The sequence below is a fragment of the Bacillus sp. AG4(2022) genome (assembly GCF_031844465.1).
Lineage (GTDB): Bacteria > Bacillota > Bacilli > Bacillales > Cytobacillaceae > Bacillus_AB > Bacillus_AB infantis.
The window spans coordinates 428,990-447,016 of sequence record NZ_JAUZVH010000005.1 but is presented as its reverse complement, the minus strand read 5'-3'; the positions used below and the strand labels follow the sequence as shown (position 1 = coordinate 447,016).

At 45.8% G+C, this 18,027-nt stretch carries 18 protein-coding genes; all 18 read right to left on the bottom strand.

Features of this window, described 5'->3' with window-relative positions:
* Positions 1–29: 29 nt before the first annotated feature.
* A complete protein-coding gene (gene dnaG / locus Q9R36_RS16350; RefSeq protein WP_009791409.1) occupies positions 30–1,841 on the bottom strand; it encodes a DNA primase in 1,812 nt (603 codons plus the stop codon).
* A 45-nt stretch (positions 1,842–1,886) separates the two neighbouring features.
* A complete protein-coding gene (locus Q9R36_RS16345; protein WP_224951682.1) occupies positions 1,887–2,354 on the bottom strand; it encodes a YaiI/YqxD family protein in 468 nt (155 codons plus the stop codon).
* Positions 2,355–2,632: 278 nt separating this feature from the next.
* Complete coding sequence (locus tag Q9R36_RS16340) at positions 2,633–3,451, bottom strand: pyruvate, water dikinase regulatory protein (protein WP_009791407.1); 819 nt, start codon at positions 3,449–3,451, stop codon at positions 2,633–2,635.
* A gap of 24 nt (positions 3,452–3,475) precedes the next feature.
* On the bottom strand, positions 3,476–4,108 hold the full coding sequence (ccpN, locus tag Q9R36_RS16335) for a transcriptional regulator CcpN (RefSeq protein ID WP_009791406.1): 633 nt from the start codon (positions 4,106–4,108) through the stop codon (positions 3,476–3,478).
* Between the two features lie 190 nt (positions 4,109–4,298).
* Positions 4,299–6,371, bottom strand: a complete 2,073-nt coding sequence (gene glyS, locus Q9R36_RS16330; RefSeq protein WP_311225527.1) for a glycine--tRNA ligase subunit beta — start codon at positions 6,369–6,371, stop codon at positions 4,299–4,301.
* Positions 6,358–7,254: a glycine--tRNA ligase subunit alpha gene (gene glyQ, locus Q9R36_RS16325; protein WP_311225526.1), complete on the bottom strand. Its 897-nt coding sequence runs from the start codon at positions 7,252–7,254 to the stop codon at positions 6,358–6,360. The genes glyS and glyQ overlap by 14 nt, the downstream gene beginning before the upstream one ends.
* 722 nt (positions 7,255–7,976) lie before the next feature.
* Positions 7,977–8,738 (bottom strand): DNA repair protein RecO, encoded by a 762-nt coding sequence (recO, locus tag Q9R36_RS16320; protein ID WP_009791403.1) that lies wholly within the window; start codon positions 8,736–8,738, stop codon positions 7,977–7,979.
* Between the two features lie 29 nt (positions 8,739–8,767).
* Complete coding sequence (locus tag Q9R36_RS16315; RefSeq protein WP_009791402.1) at positions 8,768–8,911, bottom strand: YqzL family protein; 144 nt, start codon at positions 8,909–8,911, stop codon at positions 8,768–8,770.
* Between the two features lie 156 nt (positions 8,912–9,067).
* A complete protein-coding gene (era, locus tag Q9R36_RS16310) occupies positions 9,068–9,997 on the bottom strand; it encodes a GTPase Era (protein WP_009791401.1) in 930 nt (309 codons plus the stop codon).
* Complete coding sequence (locus Q9R36_RS16305; RefSeq protein ID WP_101550334.1) at positions 9,990–10,388, bottom strand: cytidine deaminase; 399 nt, start codon at positions 10,386–10,388, stop codon at positions 9,990–9,992. Before Q9R36_RS16305 ends, era begins: the two co-directional genes overlap by 8 nt.
* A 312-nt stretch (positions 10,389–10,700) precedes the next feature.
* On the bottom strand, positions 10,701–11,096 hold the full coding sequence (locus Q9R36_RS16300) for a diacylglycerol kinase family protein (RefSeq protein ID WP_224951532.1): 396 nt from the start codon (positions 11,094–11,096) through the stop codon (positions 10,701–10,703).
* Entirely contained in the window at positions 11,074–11,544 is a 471-nt protein-coding gene (ybeY, locus tag Q9R36_RS16295) for an rRNA maturation RNase YbeY (protein ID WP_009791398.1), read from the bottom strand. Before ybeY ends, Q9R36_RS16300 begins: the two co-directional genes overlap by 23 nt.
* Complete coding sequence (locus Q9R36_RS16290) at positions 11,541–13,721, bottom strand: HD family phosphohydrolase (protein ID WP_101550337.1); 2,181 nt, start codon at positions 13,719–13,721, stop codon at positions 11,541–11,543. Before Q9R36_RS16290 ends, ybeY begins: the two co-directional genes overlap by 4 nt.
* 194 nt (positions 13,722–13,915) lie before the next feature.
* The gene (locus Q9R36_RS16285) at positions 13,916–14,878 is read right to left on the bottom strand and encodes a PhoH family protein (protein ID WP_311225525.1); all 963 of its coding nucleotides are present in this window, start codon (positions 14,876–14,878) and stop codon (positions 13,916–13,918) included.
* Positions 14,875–16,068: a sporulation protein YqfD gene (gene yqfD / locus Q9R36_RS16280; RefSeq protein ID WP_311225524.1), complete on the bottom strand. Its 1,194-nt coding sequence runs from the start codon at positions 16,066–16,068 to the stop codon at positions 14,875–14,877. The genes Q9R36_RS16285 and yqfD overlap by 4 nt, the downstream gene beginning before the upstream one ends.
* 70 nt (positions 16,069–16,138) lie before the next feature.
* Positions 16,139–16,423, bottom strand: a complete 285-nt coding sequence (gene yqfC / locus Q9R36_RS16275; protein ID WP_022544206.1) for a sporulation protein YqfC — start codon at positions 16,421–16,423, stop codon at positions 16,139–16,141.
* An 82-nt stretch (positions 16,424–16,505) separates the two neighbouring features.
* Positions 16,506–16,973, bottom strand: a complete 468-nt coding sequence (locus Q9R36_RS16270; RefSeq protein WP_306009022.1) for a hypothetical protein — start codon at positions 16,971–16,973, stop codon at positions 16,506–16,508.
* Between the two features lie 35 nt (positions 16,974–17,008).
* A complete protein-coding gene (gene floA / locus Q9R36_RS16265) occupies positions 17,009–18,007 on the bottom strand; it encodes a flotillin-like protein FloA (RefSeq protein ID WP_009791392.1) in 999 nt (332 codons plus the stop codon).
* Between the last annotated feature and the right edge of the window lie 20 nt (positions 18,008–18,027).

Here is an 18,027-nt window from a genome sequence, read left to right as displayed (position 1 = left end):
AATCACAAACCAGTCGTATAAAAGCTTATCTATAGCAATTTACGCAGTTGAATAATTTCCATTGCAATCGATGCAGCCCTTGCAAAGTCATTCTGCCGTTCGGCTTCCTTCCCTTCAGCCTGCTTTTCCTTTATCATTAACATCTTTTGATAATTCAACACCTGCTTAATATAGTCATTGAGCTCCTGCTCAGTCAGCTCATCATTAACCGACATCATCTCGATATCCGCAATGATCCGCTTAAGCTTTGCATCTTCAACGAAATTTAAGAAGGCACTTGGATCGGGGCTATTCCCCTTTTCGTAAAAAGCAAATAAATAAGTAATGATAGCCTGATGATCATCAATGTTAAAGGTGCTGCCTCCGAGAAGCTCCTGGACTTTATAAGCAGTATCGCTGTTTCTCAGCATATGGGCAATCAATCTTCTTTCAGCTGTATGAAAAGCAGGCTTGAGCGAATCCTGGCGCCGTGAAACGATCATATGCTTCTTTTGTGCTGGGGCAGAACTGCCCTGGTTTTTTCGTTTCTCGGCAAAGTATATCTGCTTTTGCTCCTGCTTCAGCGCTTCCAGTGACAGAGAAAATTCATTAGCCAGCTGGCGCATGTAATGATCTCTTTCAACAGCCTTATCAAGAAGGCTGATTTCCTTAAGTACTTCTTCTATATATAGAAGCCGATCTCCTTCATCCTGGAGCTTTTTGCCCCTTCTATAATAAAGAAACTTGAACGCCATGTGGGTAATGCTGGACTCGATTACATCATTGCGAAACTTTTCAGCTCCGTGCTGTTTGATGTAGTCATCCGGGTCCATGCCATCAGGCAGCATGGCAACCTTGATGCCGCAGCCAGCCTCAGACAGCATTTTAGCGGCTTTAAAGGCCGCCTCTATTCCGGCATTATCCGAATCATAGCAAATGGTGACAGACTCAGTATTTCTCCTGAGCATTGCAACATGTTCAGGCGTCAATGCAGTCCCCATTGTGGCAACCCCGTTCTCAACAGAAGAACGGTCTGCAGCAATAACATCCGCGAACCCTTCAAAAAGGACCGCCTGGTGTGTCTTGCGGATTGCCGGTCTTGCCAGGTGGAAATTATACAAGATTTTACTTTTATTAAAGATTGCTGTCTCCGGACTGTTCAGATATTTGGGCTCATTTCCGGCCCCGAGCGATCTTCCGGAAAAAGCAATCGTGTTTCCTTTGCGGTCAAAGATCGGAAACATGATCCGATCGCGGAAGCGGTCAAAATAACTGCCATCTCTGTCCCTTTTGATGATAAGCCCAGCTCTTTCCATGAATTCAGGATTGAATTTCCTTTTTACAAGGAACTTGCATACAAAATCCCATGAATCCAGGGAATAACCGATCTGGAACTTCTCAATCGACTCTTTGGTAAAGCCTCTGTCAAGCAAATACTCCAGTGCGTGCTGGCCATCCTTTGTGTTCATTAACAAATGATGGTAAAATTTCCGGAGAAGCTCATGCGCCTCTATCATCTGCTGGAGATTTTCGGGCAGCGAGCTCTGCTTTGCGGATGCGGCTTCAATATCAAGCTGAATCCCCGCTCTTTCTGCAAGTTTGACAGCAGCTTCCTGAAAAGAATAGCCTTCATGCTCCATCAGGAACGAAAACACATTCCCTCCGGCTCCGCAACCAAAGCAATGGTAAATCTGCTTTTCCGGGGAAACAGAAAAAGATGGCGAGTTTTCTCCATGGAATGGACATAAGCCAAAATAGTTCCGCCCCTGTTTCTTGAGCTGAACATGATCACCGATTACATCGGCAATGTCTGTAGCCTGCCGGATTTCATCCAGTTTCGCTTCGGAAATTCGCTCTGCCATGAGAACAACTCCAATTTTACTTATGAGGTATTCGTGATAAAAAAGCTATTTTCCTGCAAGATTCGACAAAATCTTTGTCAATTGCTTCACAAACCTGCTCCGGTCTTCCTGGGTGAAAGGCTTAGGGCCTTTTCCATATTGCCCCCGGCGCCTTGCTTTGGCACTGAGATACCTCATATCCAGAGCTGTATGGATATGCTCTTCTTCGTATAAGGTTCCCCTGGGAGAAAGAACATAAACCCCTTTAGGCAGCAGCGTTGAGGCTAGGCCGATATCCTGTGTGACTGCAACGTCCCCCTTTTTCACATGATTCATGATGAACAGATCTGCTGCTTCTTTGCTTGAATCAACAAACTTCCAGACAGCCCCGCCAAAGTCATTTACCATATGTGCGTAGGAAGCGACGAAAACCGGTTCGATTTCAAAGCCTTTGGCAATTTCGACAATTTCCATCTTAACAGGACAAGAATCAGCGTCAACCAGGATGCTTCTTTTCCCTAATGTACTAGTAATTCTACATCACTCCGCATATTCCTTCTTTAATAGAGCAACTTTTCACAAGAGATTCATGTCGAATTTTTTTTAGATGCCTGCCTTGACTTCTCACAATAAATAGTTTATTCGTTATGTGGTAAGTCTAAACCTAATGATGAATATTTTTATCACAATTTTTTATTATAGTGCATAAAAGTCAGTTTTGCCATTATTTTTTACTGTACAGCCCTAATTTTCTCATTAACCGGAATGTACTGCCTAAAATTAGAAAAAGCACATATTCACAAGAGTATGTGCTACTTTGCAGAAATATTTCTCCGGTAAAGGTCAAAAATGACGTTTGCCGTTTCTTCCACTGCCTTATTTGTAACATCGACCACAGGACATCCGATCCTGGTTACAATCTGGTCAAAATAGCTGATCTCGCTTTTGATCCGTTCAAGATTGGCATAGCTGGCATTATCGCTCAAACCGAGTGAAATGAGCCTTTCCCTCCTGATATTATTCAGCTTTTCAGGACTTATTTTTAAGCCAAAGCACTTGGAAGGCGATACCTGGAACAGCTCCTCAGGCGGATCAACTTCCGGAACGAGCGGGACATTCGCGACTTTAAGCCGCTTGTGTGCGAGATATTGGGATAAAGGCGTCTTCGAGGTCCTTGAAACGCCGACAAGAACAATATCAGCCTTAAGGATTCCCCGTGGATCGCGGCCGTCATCATACTGCACAGCAAACTCGATTGCTTCCACCTTTTTAAAATAGTCATCATCCAGCTTCCTGACAAGGCCCGGCTCATACAAGGGGGTTTCCCCGCAGATCGACTGGATCCTGTCCATCAATGGCCCGATGATGTCGATCGCATAAATATTTTCCCTGGCTGCTGCTTCTGCCATATAACTGCGGATTTCAGGCTTTACCAATGTAAAAGCAATCATTCCCTGGTCCATTTTCGCGAGCGATAATACCTCATCGATATTAAATTTATCTTCAACATAAGGAAATCTTTTTATTGTCAGATCGCTGCCATTGAACTGGCTGATGGCCGCTTTCGTCACTAATTCTGCTGTTTCCCCCACTGAATCGGAAACAACATAGATGATCGGCACTGTACCCATTGCTCATCCATCCTCTCTTCTAAATCACCTTTGTTCTGCAAGAGCAAGGAACGCCCTTGTCAAATTGGTCTTTGTGATCCTGCCTGTTACTTCAAAGCCCTTATCGGTTTCTTTCACGACCGGCAAAGCGTCTATCTGTTTTTCGATCAGCAGATTGGCTATTTCAATCAGCAGATCGTCTTTTTTGCAGGTTGTAATATTAGGCATCCTCGTCATGATGATATTTACCGGAAGGGCTGTAAGCTCCTGATTTCCAATGCTTGCCCTCAGCAGGTCCTTCCTGGACAAGACGCCGACCAGCAGAGAAGATTGATCGACAACGAATAATGTACCGACATCCTCCAGGAACATCGTAACTATCGCATCATAGACCGATACATTTTCATTCACGACCACCGGGATGGACTGATAATCCTTCACCAGCAGCTTCTGCAGGCTTTCAGTCAGAAGCTGGGCACCTGTCTTGCCAGTATAAAAATAGCCGACCCTCGGCCTTGCATCCAGATAGCCCGCCATGGTTAATATGGCCAGATCAGGCCTTAAGGTTGCCCTTGTCAGGTTCAGCCTCTCTGCAATATGTTCACCTGTGATTGGTCCATTTTCTTTCACGATATCCAATATTAATTCCTGTCTTTTATTAAGCTCTATTGTCCTCACCACCTTGCTTGCCAGCTAATAATGTTATACTTTTATAAAAATATTATATACTATTTGCTATAAATGAAAAGAATGTTTTAACATTTTTAACCTGGCATATAGGAAAAAATTTCAAAGAGCCTGTCGGAATTTTTGACAGGCTCTCTGCATAATCATATCTTTTAGCAAGCTAAAAAGCAAAAATTACTTCTTACTTGACTACTATTTCGTTTACCTTGGCAAATGCCTGGATCAGTGATGCGATTTCGGCCATCATGCTTAAACGGTTTTCCTTCAAAGCAGTGTTATCGGCCATGACCATTGTATTTTCGAAATAGGCACCGATCTCAGGTCTCATAGATACGAGCAGCATATAGTATTCTTCCTCTTCAACACCATTGCCGATCTTTGCGGAAACTTCAAGGAAACGGCTGTACAGCTCCGTTTCTTCCTTATTTTCAAAAAGCCCCTGATCAACTGCTGCAGGGTGTTCTGCTTTGGAAGCAATATTCAGCACACGGCTTAAAGCCTCCATGCTCTCTTTAAAACCGTCTTCTCCTTTGTGGGCATTCAATACTTCCGCTCTCTTAATTAAAGAAGCCATTGAACCGATCTTTCCTGATAAAACGGCATCAATAATATCGTAGCGGATGCTGCGCTCCTGCAGAGTATGCTTGATGCGGAGTTTAAAGAAGGACAGCAGTTCATCATATACCTGCTCTTCCTCTTTCTTTCCGACGCCTGACTCTTTGACAAGTGCAAGCGACTTCTTGATCACTTCATCAAGCTCAAGCTTCCATCCCTTAACAGCGAGGATCTGGACGATGCCTGCTGCCTGCCTTCTTAAAGCGTATGGATCCTGCGAGCCGCTTGGAATCATGCCAATTGCAAAGAAGGAAGAAATCGTATCCAATTTCTCTGCAACTGCAAGGACTGCACCTTCATTGCTTTCAGGTGCAGAATCCTCTGCATTCCGCGGCATATAATGCTCATTGATGGCTTTAGCAACAGCGGCATCCTCACCTTTTTGGGCAGCATATTTTTCACCCATGAAGCCCTGCAATTCAGGGAACTCATATACCATCTGTGATACCAGATCAAACTTGCTGATTTCTGCGGCACGGTCAACCGTTTTCTTTTCTTCAGGATTGAGGGAAAGCGATTCTGCCAGCTCATTGGCAAGCTTTCTAACTCGTTCAACTTTCTCAGCAAGGGTACCGATCTCCTCATGGTAGACGATGCTGCCGAGCTTCTGAAGCGCTGACTCAATATCCATCTTCTGGTCTTCCTGGTAAAAGAAAGCTGCATCAGCGAGTCTGGCGCGAAGCACTTTCTCGTTCCCCTTTGCCACTTGTTCAAGGTGGTTATGGTCACCATTGCGCACAGTGACAAAGTAAGGCAGCAGCTTTCCTTCTGCAGACTTGACAGGGAAATAGCGCTGGTGCTCTTTCATGCTAGTGATCAGCACTTCCTCAGGAATTTCAAGAAACTCCTCCTCAAATTTTCCGAAGAGCGCCGTTGGATACTCGACAAGGTTTGTTACTTCCTCCAGCAGATCCTCATCCACTGTAATCACCCAGTTATTTTCCTCTGCCAAGCGTTCAATCTGGCTGCGGATCCCACTTTTTCTTTCTTCTGCATTGACAAGGACAAACTGGCCAAGCAGGCTTTTTTCGTATTCTGCAGGCTCAGTGAGCTCCACCTTTTCCCCAAGAAAACGATGACCGAGAGTCCAGTTGGATGCAGGCACCCCGGCTATTTCAAACGGGATTACATCTTGGCCGAAAAGAGCCATAATCCATTTAATCGGCCTTACATACCTCATATCCCTGTCTGCCCAGCGCATATTTTTAGGGAAAGTAAGGCTTTCCGCGATATCCTTCAGCTCCGGCAGGATAGAAGCAGTCTCGGCTCCTTTAATGAACTTATTTACATGTGCATATTCAATGCCATTTATTTCTTTAAAATAAATATCATCCACGTCCATGCCCTGGCCCCGGGAAAAGCCGATCGCAGCCTTTGACCACTCTCCAGCCTCATTCTGGGCGATTTTTCTGGCAGGACCTTTCGCCTCTTCATGGATATCCTCCTGTGTTTCACTAACATCCTTTACAAGAACAGCAAGACGGCGGGGAGTTGAAAAGGCGCTGATGCCTCCGTGCGGCACCTTCTTTTCCTCCAGCCACTTTTCCACTTTGGAAGCAAGCTGGTTAATGGAATCTGTTACAAATCTTGCCGGCATTTCCTCAAGGCCGATTTCAAGCAATAAATCACGCTTCGCCATTTTCAATCTCTCCCTTCCGCTGTAAAATCGGGAAGCCTAATTTTTCCCGTTCTTCATAGAATGTTTTTGCGACCTTCCGCGCCAGGTTCCGGCAGCGTCCAATGTAACCGGTCCTTTCTGTTACAGAAATGGCTCCCCTCGCATCAAGCAGGTTGAAAACATGGGAGCATTTCAGCACATAATCATATGCCGGATGAACCAGACCTTCTTCCATCTGCCTGTGGGCTTCTTTTTCATAAATATTAAACAAGTTAAAAAGCATATCCGGATCAGAGGTTTCAAATGTGTACTTGGAATGCTCATATTCAGGCTGCAGGAAGATGTCCCTTACAGTAAATCCTTCAGTCCACTCAAGATCAAAGACATTCTCTTTATCCTGGATATACGAAGCAAGACGCTCGATTCCGTATGTGATTTCCACAGAAACAGGCTTACATTCAATGCCGCCAACCTGCTGGAAATAGGTGAATTGCGTAATTTCCATTCCATCAAGCCACACTTCCCAGCCTAATCCGGCACATCCCAGGGAAGGATTCTCCCAGTTATCCTCTACAAACCGGATATCATGCTCCAAAGGATTAATTCCAAGGGCGCGAAGAGAATCCAGATACAGTTCCTGGATATTGTCAGGAGACGGCTTCATGATCACCTGGAATTGATGGTGCTGATAAAGGCGGTTTGGATTTTCGCCATATCTTCCATCCGCCGGGCGGCGTGAAGGCTCTACATAGGCCACATTCCATGGCTCAGGCCCAATTGCACGCAAAAACGTGTACGGGCTCATCGTTCCTGCACCTTTCTCGACATCATAAGCCTGCATAAGGATGCAGCCCTGCTCTGACCAGTGCTTTTGCAAAGTCAGAACCATATTTTGAATATTCATCCTGGCACCTCCAATAGGTATTTGTGTAATCAGAGCATTGGGAAAAAGCACAAAAAAACTCCCATCCCTATGCTCCAAAAAGCATAGGGACGAGAGTTACCCGCGGTTCCACCCTATTTGCTGCCATTCAATGCAGCCACCTTATGTGCCCAAAGCACGCAATCCGCTCAGGAACGCCCTTCATCCAACACCCATAATCCGGCTCACACCATCCCGGACTCGCTTCTACAGATCATTCGGACTACTTCTTTCCTTCATAGCAGAACTATTAATTATTGAGAATCATAAAACAAAACAAAATAAAAGTCAATACAGAAAAGCGGAAGGCGTTTGCTCAGCCCCGACAAGCTTAAGACGAGCAGAGCGGAAGGTTGTTCTTTAACCTTCTGATCTGATTGGCTTAAGACTCGAGGGGCTAACGCCTGCAGCTGGACAATATCGAAAAGCGGAAGGCGTTTGCTGTCAAGGAACGCAGACTAAAAACGCCACGTCCTGTGGCAACGTCTGCATGACCCGCGTCCTGCGGGCCTCAAGCATAAGACGAGCCGGACGGGAGGTTGTTCTTTAACCTCCTGGCCGGATTGGCTTATGACTCGAGCCGATGGCCCCTGCAGCTGGACAATCGAAATGCGGAAAAGACTCGAGGGCCTAAGCTTTCCAGCTGACAATCGAAACGCGGAGGGGGCCTGTATCGGAGAATGACTGTGAGCTCCCCTCAGGCATTATCCTTTTTCAAAGAAACCGCCCATCTTATCCATCTGGTCCAGGAACTTTCTGGTTTTCAGACTGAGGCCGGAGTATTCATTATAGTAGGCTGAGATAATTTTTTTCAGTTCCGCTTTGGTTTCCGGCTTTACTGATATATTCCCAAGCCTCGACAAATCAAAATAATAAAAAAGGCGCAGGAGTTTTAAAGCTGCCGGCGAAATCTTATAGTGGTACGGGTCTTTCTCCAGACAGCGGTGGCAAATGAGACCGCCCTCCCTGATGGAAAAAGAAAAATGCCCATCAGTGCTTCCGCAGACAGAGCATTTATCCAGGACCGGATAAAGTCCAAGGGAATTGAGCATTTTCATTTCGTAAATATTCACCATGATTTCAGGATCATAGCCTTCGTTCATATAATTCAAAGTCTGGTGAAGCAGTTCAAAATGGAACGGATTCGGCTTCTTCTCTTCGACTGTTTTATCAGTCAGATCCACAATATAGCTGGCATATGCCGTCAGGAAGATATCCTCCCTGATCGAGCGCATGGAGGAGACCATTTCCCCCTGCTGCATAAGCCCCAGCCCGCTGCTTCTCTGAACGAGGAAGTAGCCATAAGTAAAAGGCTGGGTGACAGCCGAAAGCCTGCTGTTAGGCTTTTTTGCACCTCTGGCCATCACGCCAACCTTACCCCATTCCCGGGTATAAAGAGTAACTATTTTATTGGATTCACCATAATTGACTGTTCTCAATACGATTCCTTCGCATTTTTCAAACACTTATGCCACCATCCCTGCAAGAGACAAACCTATGAGATGGGAAAATCAACTTCTGCTAGTTCATGTTCACTGCTTCCGGGCAAATCCTGAGTTTCTTTTTCAAGCTCCTTAAAAAGAAGATATGTGTCAATATTACCTGTCTGCTTGAAGACCTTCCAGGTAAAATCCAACATTGGAAACCCCACCTTTCGATTTTTAACTAGCAATTATTAATTCCATACCTTTATCATAGCCTGTCATTAGAAAATCATAAGACGTAATAATTGTTAATAAAAAGTCTGCATAATTCCAGTTGAGGTGAAATAGGTTAGTTATGGCTGAATCGCCCTTTAATATTCATCATCTCTGAATCCGAAATCACGCAGCTGGCTCATTTTGTTGCGCCAATCCTTCTGCACCTTTACCCATAGTTCCAGATAGACCTTCGAGCCCAGCAGATTTTCAATATCTGTCCTGGCCCGCTTGCCGATTTCCTTGAGCATAGCGCCCTGCTTCCCAATGACAATCCCTTTTTGGGAATCGCGTTCTACAATGACAGTAGCCATCACATTTATGACATCCTTGTCTTCGCGCCTCTCCATCTTGTCAATCACTACAGCAAGGGAATGCGGAATCTCCTCCCTGGTCAAGTGCAAAGCCTTTTCCCTGATCAGCTCGGATACAATGAACCTTTCAGGATGGTCTGTCACCTGGTCAGCCGGATAGAATTGCGGCCCTTCCGGTATATACTGCTTGATCTGCTCCAGCAGCGTATCCACATTGTTCCCTTCCAGCGCTGATATCGGGATGATTTCCTTAAAGCCGTATTTCTCTTTATAGGATTCAATGATGGAAAAAAGCTTATCAGGGTGAATCTGATCAATTTTATTTATGACAAGGAAGATGGGAGTCTTCACATTCTGAAATTTCTCGATGATGAACTCCTCGCCGCGGCCGAAGCCTTCTTCGGCATTCACCATAAACAGGATAAGGTCCACTTCTTTCAGCGTATTCTGCGCTATCTTCATCATAAAGTCGCCCAGCTTATGCTTTGGCTTGTGGATCCCTGGTGTATCAATGAATATAAACTGAGCATCATTGGTTGTAAGCACACCCTGTACCTTATTCCTTGTGGTTTGGGGCTTATCGCTCATGATGGCGATTTTCTGGCCAATGACTCTGTTTAAGAATGTTGATTTACCAACATTAGGCCGTCCGATAATAGATATAAATCCAGATTTATGAGTTTGTTCGCGATTGCTATTCCATTCTTTATTCATTAAGGTCCTCCGGTGAAAAAGCTCCAGGCAGCAGCTCTTCTACTGTTAATTCATTTATATCCCCTTTTAAATTCGCCAAAACCACTTTCATCGTATTTGGGCATAATTCTGAAATAACCTGGCGGCAGGCTCCGCATGGAGGAACCGGACGCTCTGTATCAGCTACAACTGCCATTGCTGTATATTTTTTGTCTCCTTCGGAATATGCTTTGAAAAGTGCAGTGCGCTCAGCACAATTGCACATGCTGTATGCCGCGTTCTCAATATTGCAGCCATGGTATACTTTACCGTCTTCAGTCAGAAGGGCTGCTCCCACCGGGAAATTGGAGTATGGCACATATGCTTTGTCCCTTGCTTTTTTTGCTTCTTCAATCAACACTTCCGTCTTCATCAGTCATTCTTCCTTTCGAAGGAGGGGAGTATTCTCCTTCTTATATTTTACCTTATTTTTGCAAGATTTTCATTGATTGTAGCAAAATCGTAATAAAAAATTTGAATTTTCCAAAAACGGACACACTATCTCATTACATGCTCTGTCATTTTAACCAAATCAGACAGCGTTTTCAAGAAAGCCCAAAATCTATTCCCGCTTTTCTTTTATAAAATTACAGGCAAGTTTGTAAATATCAGTATTTGATTGTACATACGGTTTCATTTCATTATTTTCCCTAATTTAAAAAAGAACGGCATACTGGAGCCGCTCCTACTGAAAAAGTGACCATATCTTTGGGAGGAATATGATTACACCGAGTGCTGCCGACGCAAAAGCAAACACCAGCACAGCCCCTGCTGCAGCATCCTTGGCCTGCTTTGCCAGCGGGTGCCATTCTTCTGTTGACAGATCCACAGCTCTTTCAATGCTTGTGTTGATCAGTTCCAGCGCAAACATCCCGGCAATGGCCAATATGATGAACATCCACTCGATCCGGCTTAAGGAAAAGCCGGCGCCTGCTGCAATGACCACAGCTGATGAAAGGGCATGAATCCTCATATTCCTTTCCTGCTTCAGTGAATTGCCGATACCGGCAAAAGCTGCAGCAAAAACAGGCCACAAGCCTTTCCCGGCACCCGGCTTCTTATCGCGTGAGCCCGTACTCATCAAGGATGTCCTTCTGTCTGCCGAACATTTCTCTTTCTTCCTCATCTGTTTCATGGTCATATCCAAGAAGATGGAGGAATCCGTGAACAGCAAGGAAACCCAGCTCGCGTTCAAAAGAGTGTCCATATTCACCGGCCTGTTCTTCTGTCCTCTGAATTGATATGATGATATCGCCGAGCACCCTTGGAATACCTTCCCCGGCAATTTCTGTTTCTCCTTCCCCAAGCTCTTCCATGGCAAAGGAAATAACATCGGTAGGTTTGTCTTTATCGCGGTACTCCCTGTTTATTTCCTGGATACGGTCATTCGTTACAAAGGTTACGGACAATTCCGAACCAGCTTCAACATTTTCCTTTTCTGCTGCAAAATTCAGCAGCTTTTCAACCTGTTCAATATGGCTGCTTTTTACTTCATTTGTTTCATCCAAAAAATCAATATTTAAGCTCATGCTTGCTTCACCTTCTGTTTCGTGGATTCTGGATATTCAATTCTGGAATGGAAGATCCCCTTTAGAGTTTCACAAAAAGTGTGTGCAACAATTTCCAATTCCTTCAGTGTTAAGTCACATTCGTTCAGCTGTTCATCCTGAAGCCTGTCTGAGATGATATTCCTGACAAGCCCTTCAATTTGTTCAGGTGTCGGATTGGACATGGACCTGACCGCTGCCTCGACACTGTCGGCAATGCCGATGACGGCGATTTCCTTTGACTGTGCTTTTGGCCCCGGATAACGATAGTCCTCTTCATTGATATCCATACCGTTTTGTTTGGCCTTATGGTAGAAATATTTGAGCAAAGAGGTGCCATGGTGCTGTTCGGCAATATCGACGATTTCCTTCGGCATTTTGTGCTTTCTCAGCATTTCAGCTCCGTCGACCGCATGGGCAATAATGATATTTTTGCTTGTCTGCGGCGGCAGCCTGTCATGCGGGTTTTCGATATTCATTTGATTCTCAATAAAAAAATGCGGTCTCTTTGTCTTCCCGATATCATGATAATAGCAGCCTACCCTGGCAAGGAGGCCATTTGCCCCGATTGCTTCACATGCTGACTCAGCCAGATTTGCCACCATTACACTATGATGGTAGGTCCCCGGCGCCTCAGTCAGGATTTTGCGGAGCAGCGGATGGTTCGGGTTTGACAGCTCAATCAGCCGCATGGCGGAAAGGATGCCAAAGCTCCCCTCAAAGAACGGAAGCAGGCCGATGGCCAGCACAGATGAAGCCACACCGGAGATCAATGCTGTCACTAAGTGGAAGCTGTATTCAACCGCCTCGAAATGAGTATTTCTAAGCAGCATGAGGGCGATGATCACAACAAGGTTCACCCCTGCTGCAAACAGTCCTGCCTGAAGAATCTTGGACCTGTTGTTTTGCTTGTTTAAGAATAATATACCCGCAAAGCCTGAGCAAATGATATAGATGCCCATATTTATATTCAATGTTCCGGCAGTGCCTTCATTGAACATGACGCTTCCGCAGATGGCAAGGACTATCGTAATCAGAATGGCAAGCCTTTCATTGATCAGGATTCTGATCAGCATGGCTGCCATTGCAGCCGGAAATATAAAGCCAATTTCCGGATACTGGAGCAGCTGCAGGAGGCTTACGCATTTCATCAGCAAAAGCGAAAGGATGAAAATCAGGCTGAACAGCAGGAGGTAATTCTGTTTCAGCTCCTTTTGAACATTCAGCTCATAAAAGTAATAATAGAGTGCAGCCAGAATGATGGCTACAATCAGGCCCAGCCCCAGAAACGGCTGTATGCTTTTCTGGTTGTCCAGAAGCCCTGTAAGCTCCAGCTGCCTGTAGATTTCCCTGTTGATCAGCTGGCGCTCTTCCGCGATGATCTGGCCTTGGAGGATTTTGACCGGTTCTACATTCTCTACTGCCTGCTGCCTGAGTTCTTCAGTCGCAGCCGGGTCATAAAATTCGTTCTGGATGACAGCATATCTGCCAAGCTCAATAGCCGAGCTTCTCAAATTCGTGCTCAGACTGGTATATTTCAGCTCTTCCTCCACCCTCTTTTTGCTGTTTTCAACTTCATCAGCAGGGATTTTGCTGCCCATCACATTGTTAATCGCCGTTACAGTAAGGTCCCTTGCAATCGTAAGCTCGTCCTTGGACGCCTGCAGAAGCGGTGACAGGACCGCATCAGAGACTTCCTTCGTCACATTATCTGTCAGCTTTTCCTTGAGCATTTTCAGTTTTTCCGAAGAAGAAGGCGGAACATATGCAGTTTCCTGTTCTCCATCACCCTGTTCATTACCGCTTTGTGCCGCTTCCTCGCTTATCTCTTCGTTAACTTCCGCTGCGGAATCAAATATGGAAGTGACCAGATCGACACGGTTCTGATTGATTTCCTTTTTGACTATGTATACATCGGTCACCTGGTCGGCGGCCGCCTTCTTTTCCTTCTCGGTGTTCGCCTTGTCTTCTATTGTAATCGGTGAGCGGATTGTCTGTTCAGCCACAGAAAATAGGCTTATGTCGAGCTTTTCGGGCTTTACATTGCTGAACATGGCGGCATATAGTACGATGCCGAGCAGAAGAAATAAGACGACTCTAAAGAATGTCATATCCAACAGGTTTCTGACCTTTGCCAACTGGCGCTGTAATTTTTCCATGCTTCCCCCTCCTATCCAGGCATAAGCAGGGCCGGATAAGCTCACATTTAATTTGAACTATGATTATGTAAAATGATAACAGTTTTTCCGTCAAGTTTCACCCTCTATTCACATCAACTTGGCGAAACAGAGGGTTTGCCTGCCGGCAGGGCCTTTTCAGACAGAATAAAAACCGCCCACCAGGACGGTTTTTATTATTGGTCTGTTTTTTCGTAAGCTGAAATCATCCGGGCTACAAGCGGATGGCGGACGACATCGCTTTGCTCCAGGTAAGAGAAGGAAATTCCTTTTACAGCAGACAGGATATCTTCTGAAGCAATAAGCCCGGAACGGACTCCCTTCGGAAGGTCGACCTGTGTACGGTCACCGGTGATGACCATCTTGGAGCCGAAGCCCAGCCTGGTCAGGAACATTTTCATCTGAGCCTGTGTCGTATTCTGTGCTTCGTCAAGAATGACAAATGCATCATCAAGCGTACGGCCCCTCATATAGGCAAGGGGGGCTATTTCAATGGTACCCCTCTCGATCAGCCTTTGAGTATGTTCGGCGCCAAGGATGTCATGCAGGGCGTCGTAAAGCGGCCGCAGGTAAGGATCGACCTTTTCTTTCAGATCCCCAGGAAGGAAGCCAAGGCTTTCGCCTGCTTCAACAGCCGGCCTGGTCAGGATTATTCTCTTTACATTCCCATTTTTCAATGCATTGACTGCCATCACAACAGCCAGATAGGTCTTGCCTGTACCTGCAGGGCCAATTCCAAATACCAGATCATTTGTTTTAATCGAATTTATATATTGGCGCTGCCCAAGCGTTTTTACCCTAATGGACTTGCCTTTTGCATTCTTCGTTATTTCCTCTTCATACAGGTCGCTGAAATATTCAAGTGTGCCTTTTTTGGCCATCTGGATACTGTACATAACATCCCTGCCGCTGATATTGATTCCTTTGCGGATCACATAAATGAGTTTGTCCAGGATTTGGCCGGCAAGCTCGACAGCATCTGCCTCGCCGGACACGAAAATCGTTTCTCCCCGTGTGACGACAGACACATTCAGTTCCTGTTCGATTATTTTCAGGTTGGCATCCGAATTCCCGATCAGTGCTATTGCTTCATTAGGATCTTCCAGATGAACATTCATGGTTTTTAAGTCTTCTGTCATTCTGTGTCTCCTTGGATAATGGATTGTCCTTCTGCAATATTCTCAATAATTTGGAAATGTATTGCTATAAATACTTTACCATTCTCTACGGATTGGTGCAAAATTTTTTCTCCCTTGATCTTAGCATCCTCACTCAAGCTGTTTTTTATATCTTTTCTGGCCAAATCTTTTGCCACTTCAAAGGCTTCCTCATTGGAGTAAATCCTTGTAACGGTTTCACTTTCCCGCATGGTCCTGCTTGTAAAGCCGAGAGGGAGGGTCCATTTCAGGAATTTAATGTCCTTTCTGTTCTCTTCTATCTCATATTCACTGAATTCCGGTTTGCCAAACCCCCAGACAGGAATTGAAAAATTTCCTATATCAAAATAATATTTCCTTTTTTCTCCTCCGCTGAACACCTGGAGGGTGCTCTTAAGCGGAAGTTTCACCTCGGATTTATACCAGGTCTCCCCCCAGATTTCCCCTTTTGCCGGTACTGTCTTTGTTTGGCCGTCCTGGCCGATGATGCCTGAAACCAGAAGCTGGCCAGGGATGACATGGTCATTAATGCTGACAACAGGCTTGCCTTCTTCCACGAACATGTCCAAAATCACAGCCTTCTTTTTGGCAACCAGGTGTCTTGGGCTCAAAAGCTCCGGCTTATCCGGCTCGTTTTTCTCCACCACCTGGAAGTGGTAGGTTGTCCCCTTGAGCTCCACACCTACCCAGGTGATCTCATCCACTTCGTTGGATAGCTCACGCTGGATTCCTTCTACATTTTTAACAAAAAACTGAAGTTTACCTTTGCGGATGCCCATTTCGTCAAGCTGCCTGCGGATTTTATATTCAGTAGCAGGATCTGCCCCTTTGATTTCAATTCCCCATACCATATTGGACAAAAGGATCAGGATAACAAGGAAAGAGGCGGCACCAAAAAGAAAACCGCTGTTTTTGAGGCTTCTTTTCAGCAGAAAGGGCAGGCCGGCTCGATGAAGGAATTCAATCCTGCATCCGCTCTTCCTTACTGACGCACGGAGCCGCTTTACGTCAGTCAGCTTTATTTTAAAGGTAACCGCTTGCTCTCCATGCCTTTTTACCTGCCAGACCATGATGCCGTTTCTGGTCAGTGAGTTGATCAGCCGTTCAATGCCGGAGCCCGCAGCCTTTACAGTGATTATTCCAGAATAAAAAGCAATCCATTGATTCTTCATTTTCCTTCCCTCCGGATCTCTTTTTCAGCCAGGCCTGCGGTTCAAAAGAATCACCGCATGGCGCTGGCCATTATTCGTCTATATACTGCACCTGGTCAATTTTGCCTTCCAGCAGTATCTCTTCAGGGAGTATGGTCTTAATGACAAAGGTGCTTCCTTTGATGAGCAGCTGCCCTTGCTTGAGCAGAAGCCTGAGCTCTTTATCACTAAAAGCAATCAGTCCGCGGTGGTTCTCAATATATATATGAATTTGCCCAATCATTGTTATCCGGGGTAAATCCATCATGACATCTTGAGGAAGCTCCATTTGGTTGGTCATCCAGCTGCGAATGTATTGTCCCCACTTTTTAGCCATAAAAAAAAGAACCCCCTTTCATCTCATATGTATGAGATGGAAGAAGGTTCTAGCACTCTTTTTATTCGTTAATGCCGCCCGTTCAGCGTCTGTGCAGCCTGCGCGGGTTCTTTGACCGGGGGGGCCCGAGGATTTCTGACCAGACTATTGCGTCCGCAAGCTTTTCCCGGCTTACTGCAGCCCGTCCGGCAGGTTCAGCTTTAGTGCTCTTCTCAGGTTTTCCAGCAGCATTGCGTGCATTCTGAACCCTTCTTTCCAGCAGATCCTGCCTTTCAGAAAGCCTCCTTGCGCGTTCTTCTGCCTGCACTTTTCTTTCCTGATAATAAGACTCCATGCTTTCGAGCGTTTGCCGTCCTGCTTCCTGAACCGGTACAGCCGGTTTTTCCTCCGGCTCATACCCGGCATCGGCATACGGTCCCGGTTCAGGCTCCGCATTCCCCTGCTGCTGTGCCGGTCCAGTAGTGCCGCCGCGTTTTGCCTTGCTGAAAAGTGAGGAGATGATGCCGATCAGCACAACTAGAATAAATGGATTTTCCAATAAGAATTCCAAGGAGAATCCTCCTTTCCCAGCATATTCCCGGCTAGTTAGTCATTATTTTTCCCATCCATGCCTGGATCTGTTGTTCTTCCAATTGAACCCCTCATATCCGTATCAGCAGATATATTCTGGATGTTCATGTAATCCATCACCCCGAGATTACCTGACCGGAGAGCTTCTGACATGGCAAGAGGGACTTTGGCTTCTGCTTCGACAACCTTTGCTCTCATTTCTTCTACTTTTGCTTTCATTTCCTGCTCCTGGGCAACGGCCATTGCACGCCTTTCCTCAGCCTTAGCCTGGGCGATCTTCTTATCTGCTTCCGCCTGCTCAGTCTGAAGCTCAGCACCGATATTCTTGCCGATGTCCACATCCGCGATATCAATGGACAGGATTTCAAATGCCGTGCCTGCATCAAGGCCCTTCGACAGAACTGTCTGAGAGATCATGTCAGGATTTTCAAGTACTTTCTTATGATTATCCGAAGAACCGATAGTCGAAACAATCCCTTCACCTACACGGGCTACGATTGTTTCTTCCCCGGCTCCCCCTACAAGCCGCTCAATATTTGCCCGGACCGTGATCCGCGCTTTAGCTTTGACTTCTATCCCATCCATTGCCACACCGGCAATGAACGGTGTTTCAATCACCTTAGGATTGACACTCATTTGTACAGCTTCCAGAACGTCACGTCCAGCAAGGTCGATAGCGGCGGTTCTCTCAAAGCTCAATTCAATATTGGCCCTGTGTGCGGCTATCAGTGCGTTTACAACCCTATCCACATTACCTCCGGCCAAATAATGGCTCTCAAGCTGATTTGTTGTAACATCCAGACCCGCTTTATGGGCTTTAATCAAAGGATTGATGACCCTATTCGGGATGACCCGGCGGAGCCTCATTCCAATCAACGTGAAGATGCTGACCCTGACGCCTGCCGCCAGGGCGGAAATCCAGAGTGCCACTGGTACGAAAGTAAACAGCACCGCCAGCAGAATAACGGCCAAAACCACGGCTACTAAAATAAATACAGTTCCTTCTCCTAACATTATGTTCCTCCTTAAAATCT

Bases quoted from the DNA above. Each gene is read 5' to 3' on its own strand.
- dnaG (WP_009791409.1), bottom strand. From the start codon at position 1,841: ATGGCAGAGCGAATTTCCGAAGCGAAACTGGATGAAATCCGGCAGGCT.
- Q9R36_RS16340 (WP_009791407.1), bottom strand. From the start codon at position 3,451: ATGGGTACAGTGCCGATCATCTATGTTGTTTCCGATTCAGTGGGGGAA.
- glyS (WP_311225527.1), bottom strand. From the start codon at position 6,371: ATGGCGAAGCGTGATTTATTGCTTGAAATCGGCCTTGAGGAAATGCCG.
- glyQ (WP_311225526.1), bottom strand. From the start codon at position 7,254: ATGAATATTCAAAATATGGTTCTGACTTTGCAAAAGCACTGGTCAGAG.
- Q9R36_RS16315 (WP_009791402.1), bottom strand. From the start codon at position 8,911: ATGTTGGATTTTACCTGGAAGGTCTTCAAGCAGACAGGTAATATTGAC.
- era (WP_009791401.1), bottom strand. From the start codon at position 9,997: ATGAATAAAGAATGGAATAGCAATCGCGAACAAACTCATAAATCTGGA.
- Q9R36_RS16305 (WP_101550334.1), bottom strand. From the start codon at position 10,388: ATGAAGACGGAAGTGTTGATTGAAGAAGCAAAAAAAGCAAGGGACAAA.
- Q9R36_RS16300 (WP_224951532.1), bottom strand. From the start codon at position 11,096: ATGAGTACGGGCTCACGCGATAAGAAGCCGGGTGCCGGGAAAGGCTTG.
- ybeY (WP_009791398.1), bottom strand. From the start codon at position 11,544: ATGAGCTTAAATATTGATTTTTTGGATGAAACAAATGAAGTAAAAAGC.
- Q9R36_RS16290 (WP_101550337.1), bottom strand. From the start codon at position 13,721: ATGGAAAAATTACAGCGCCAGTTGGCAAAGGTCAGAAACCTGTTGGAT.
- Q9R36_RS16285 (WP_311225525.1), bottom strand. From the start codon at position 14,878: ATGACAGAAGACTTAAAAACCATGAATGTTCATCTGGAAGATCCTAAT.
- yqfD (WP_311225524.1), bottom strand. From the start codon at position 16,068: ATGAAGAATCAATGGATTGCTTTTTATTCTGGAATAATCACTGTAAAG.
- yqfC (WP_022544206.1), bottom strand. From the start codon at position 16,423: ATGGCTAAAAAGTGGGGACAATACATTCGCAGCTGGATGACCAACCAA.
- floA (WP_009791392.1), bottom strand. From the start codon at position 18,007: ATGTTAGGAGAAGGAACTGTATTTATTTTAGTAGCCGTGGTTTTGGCC.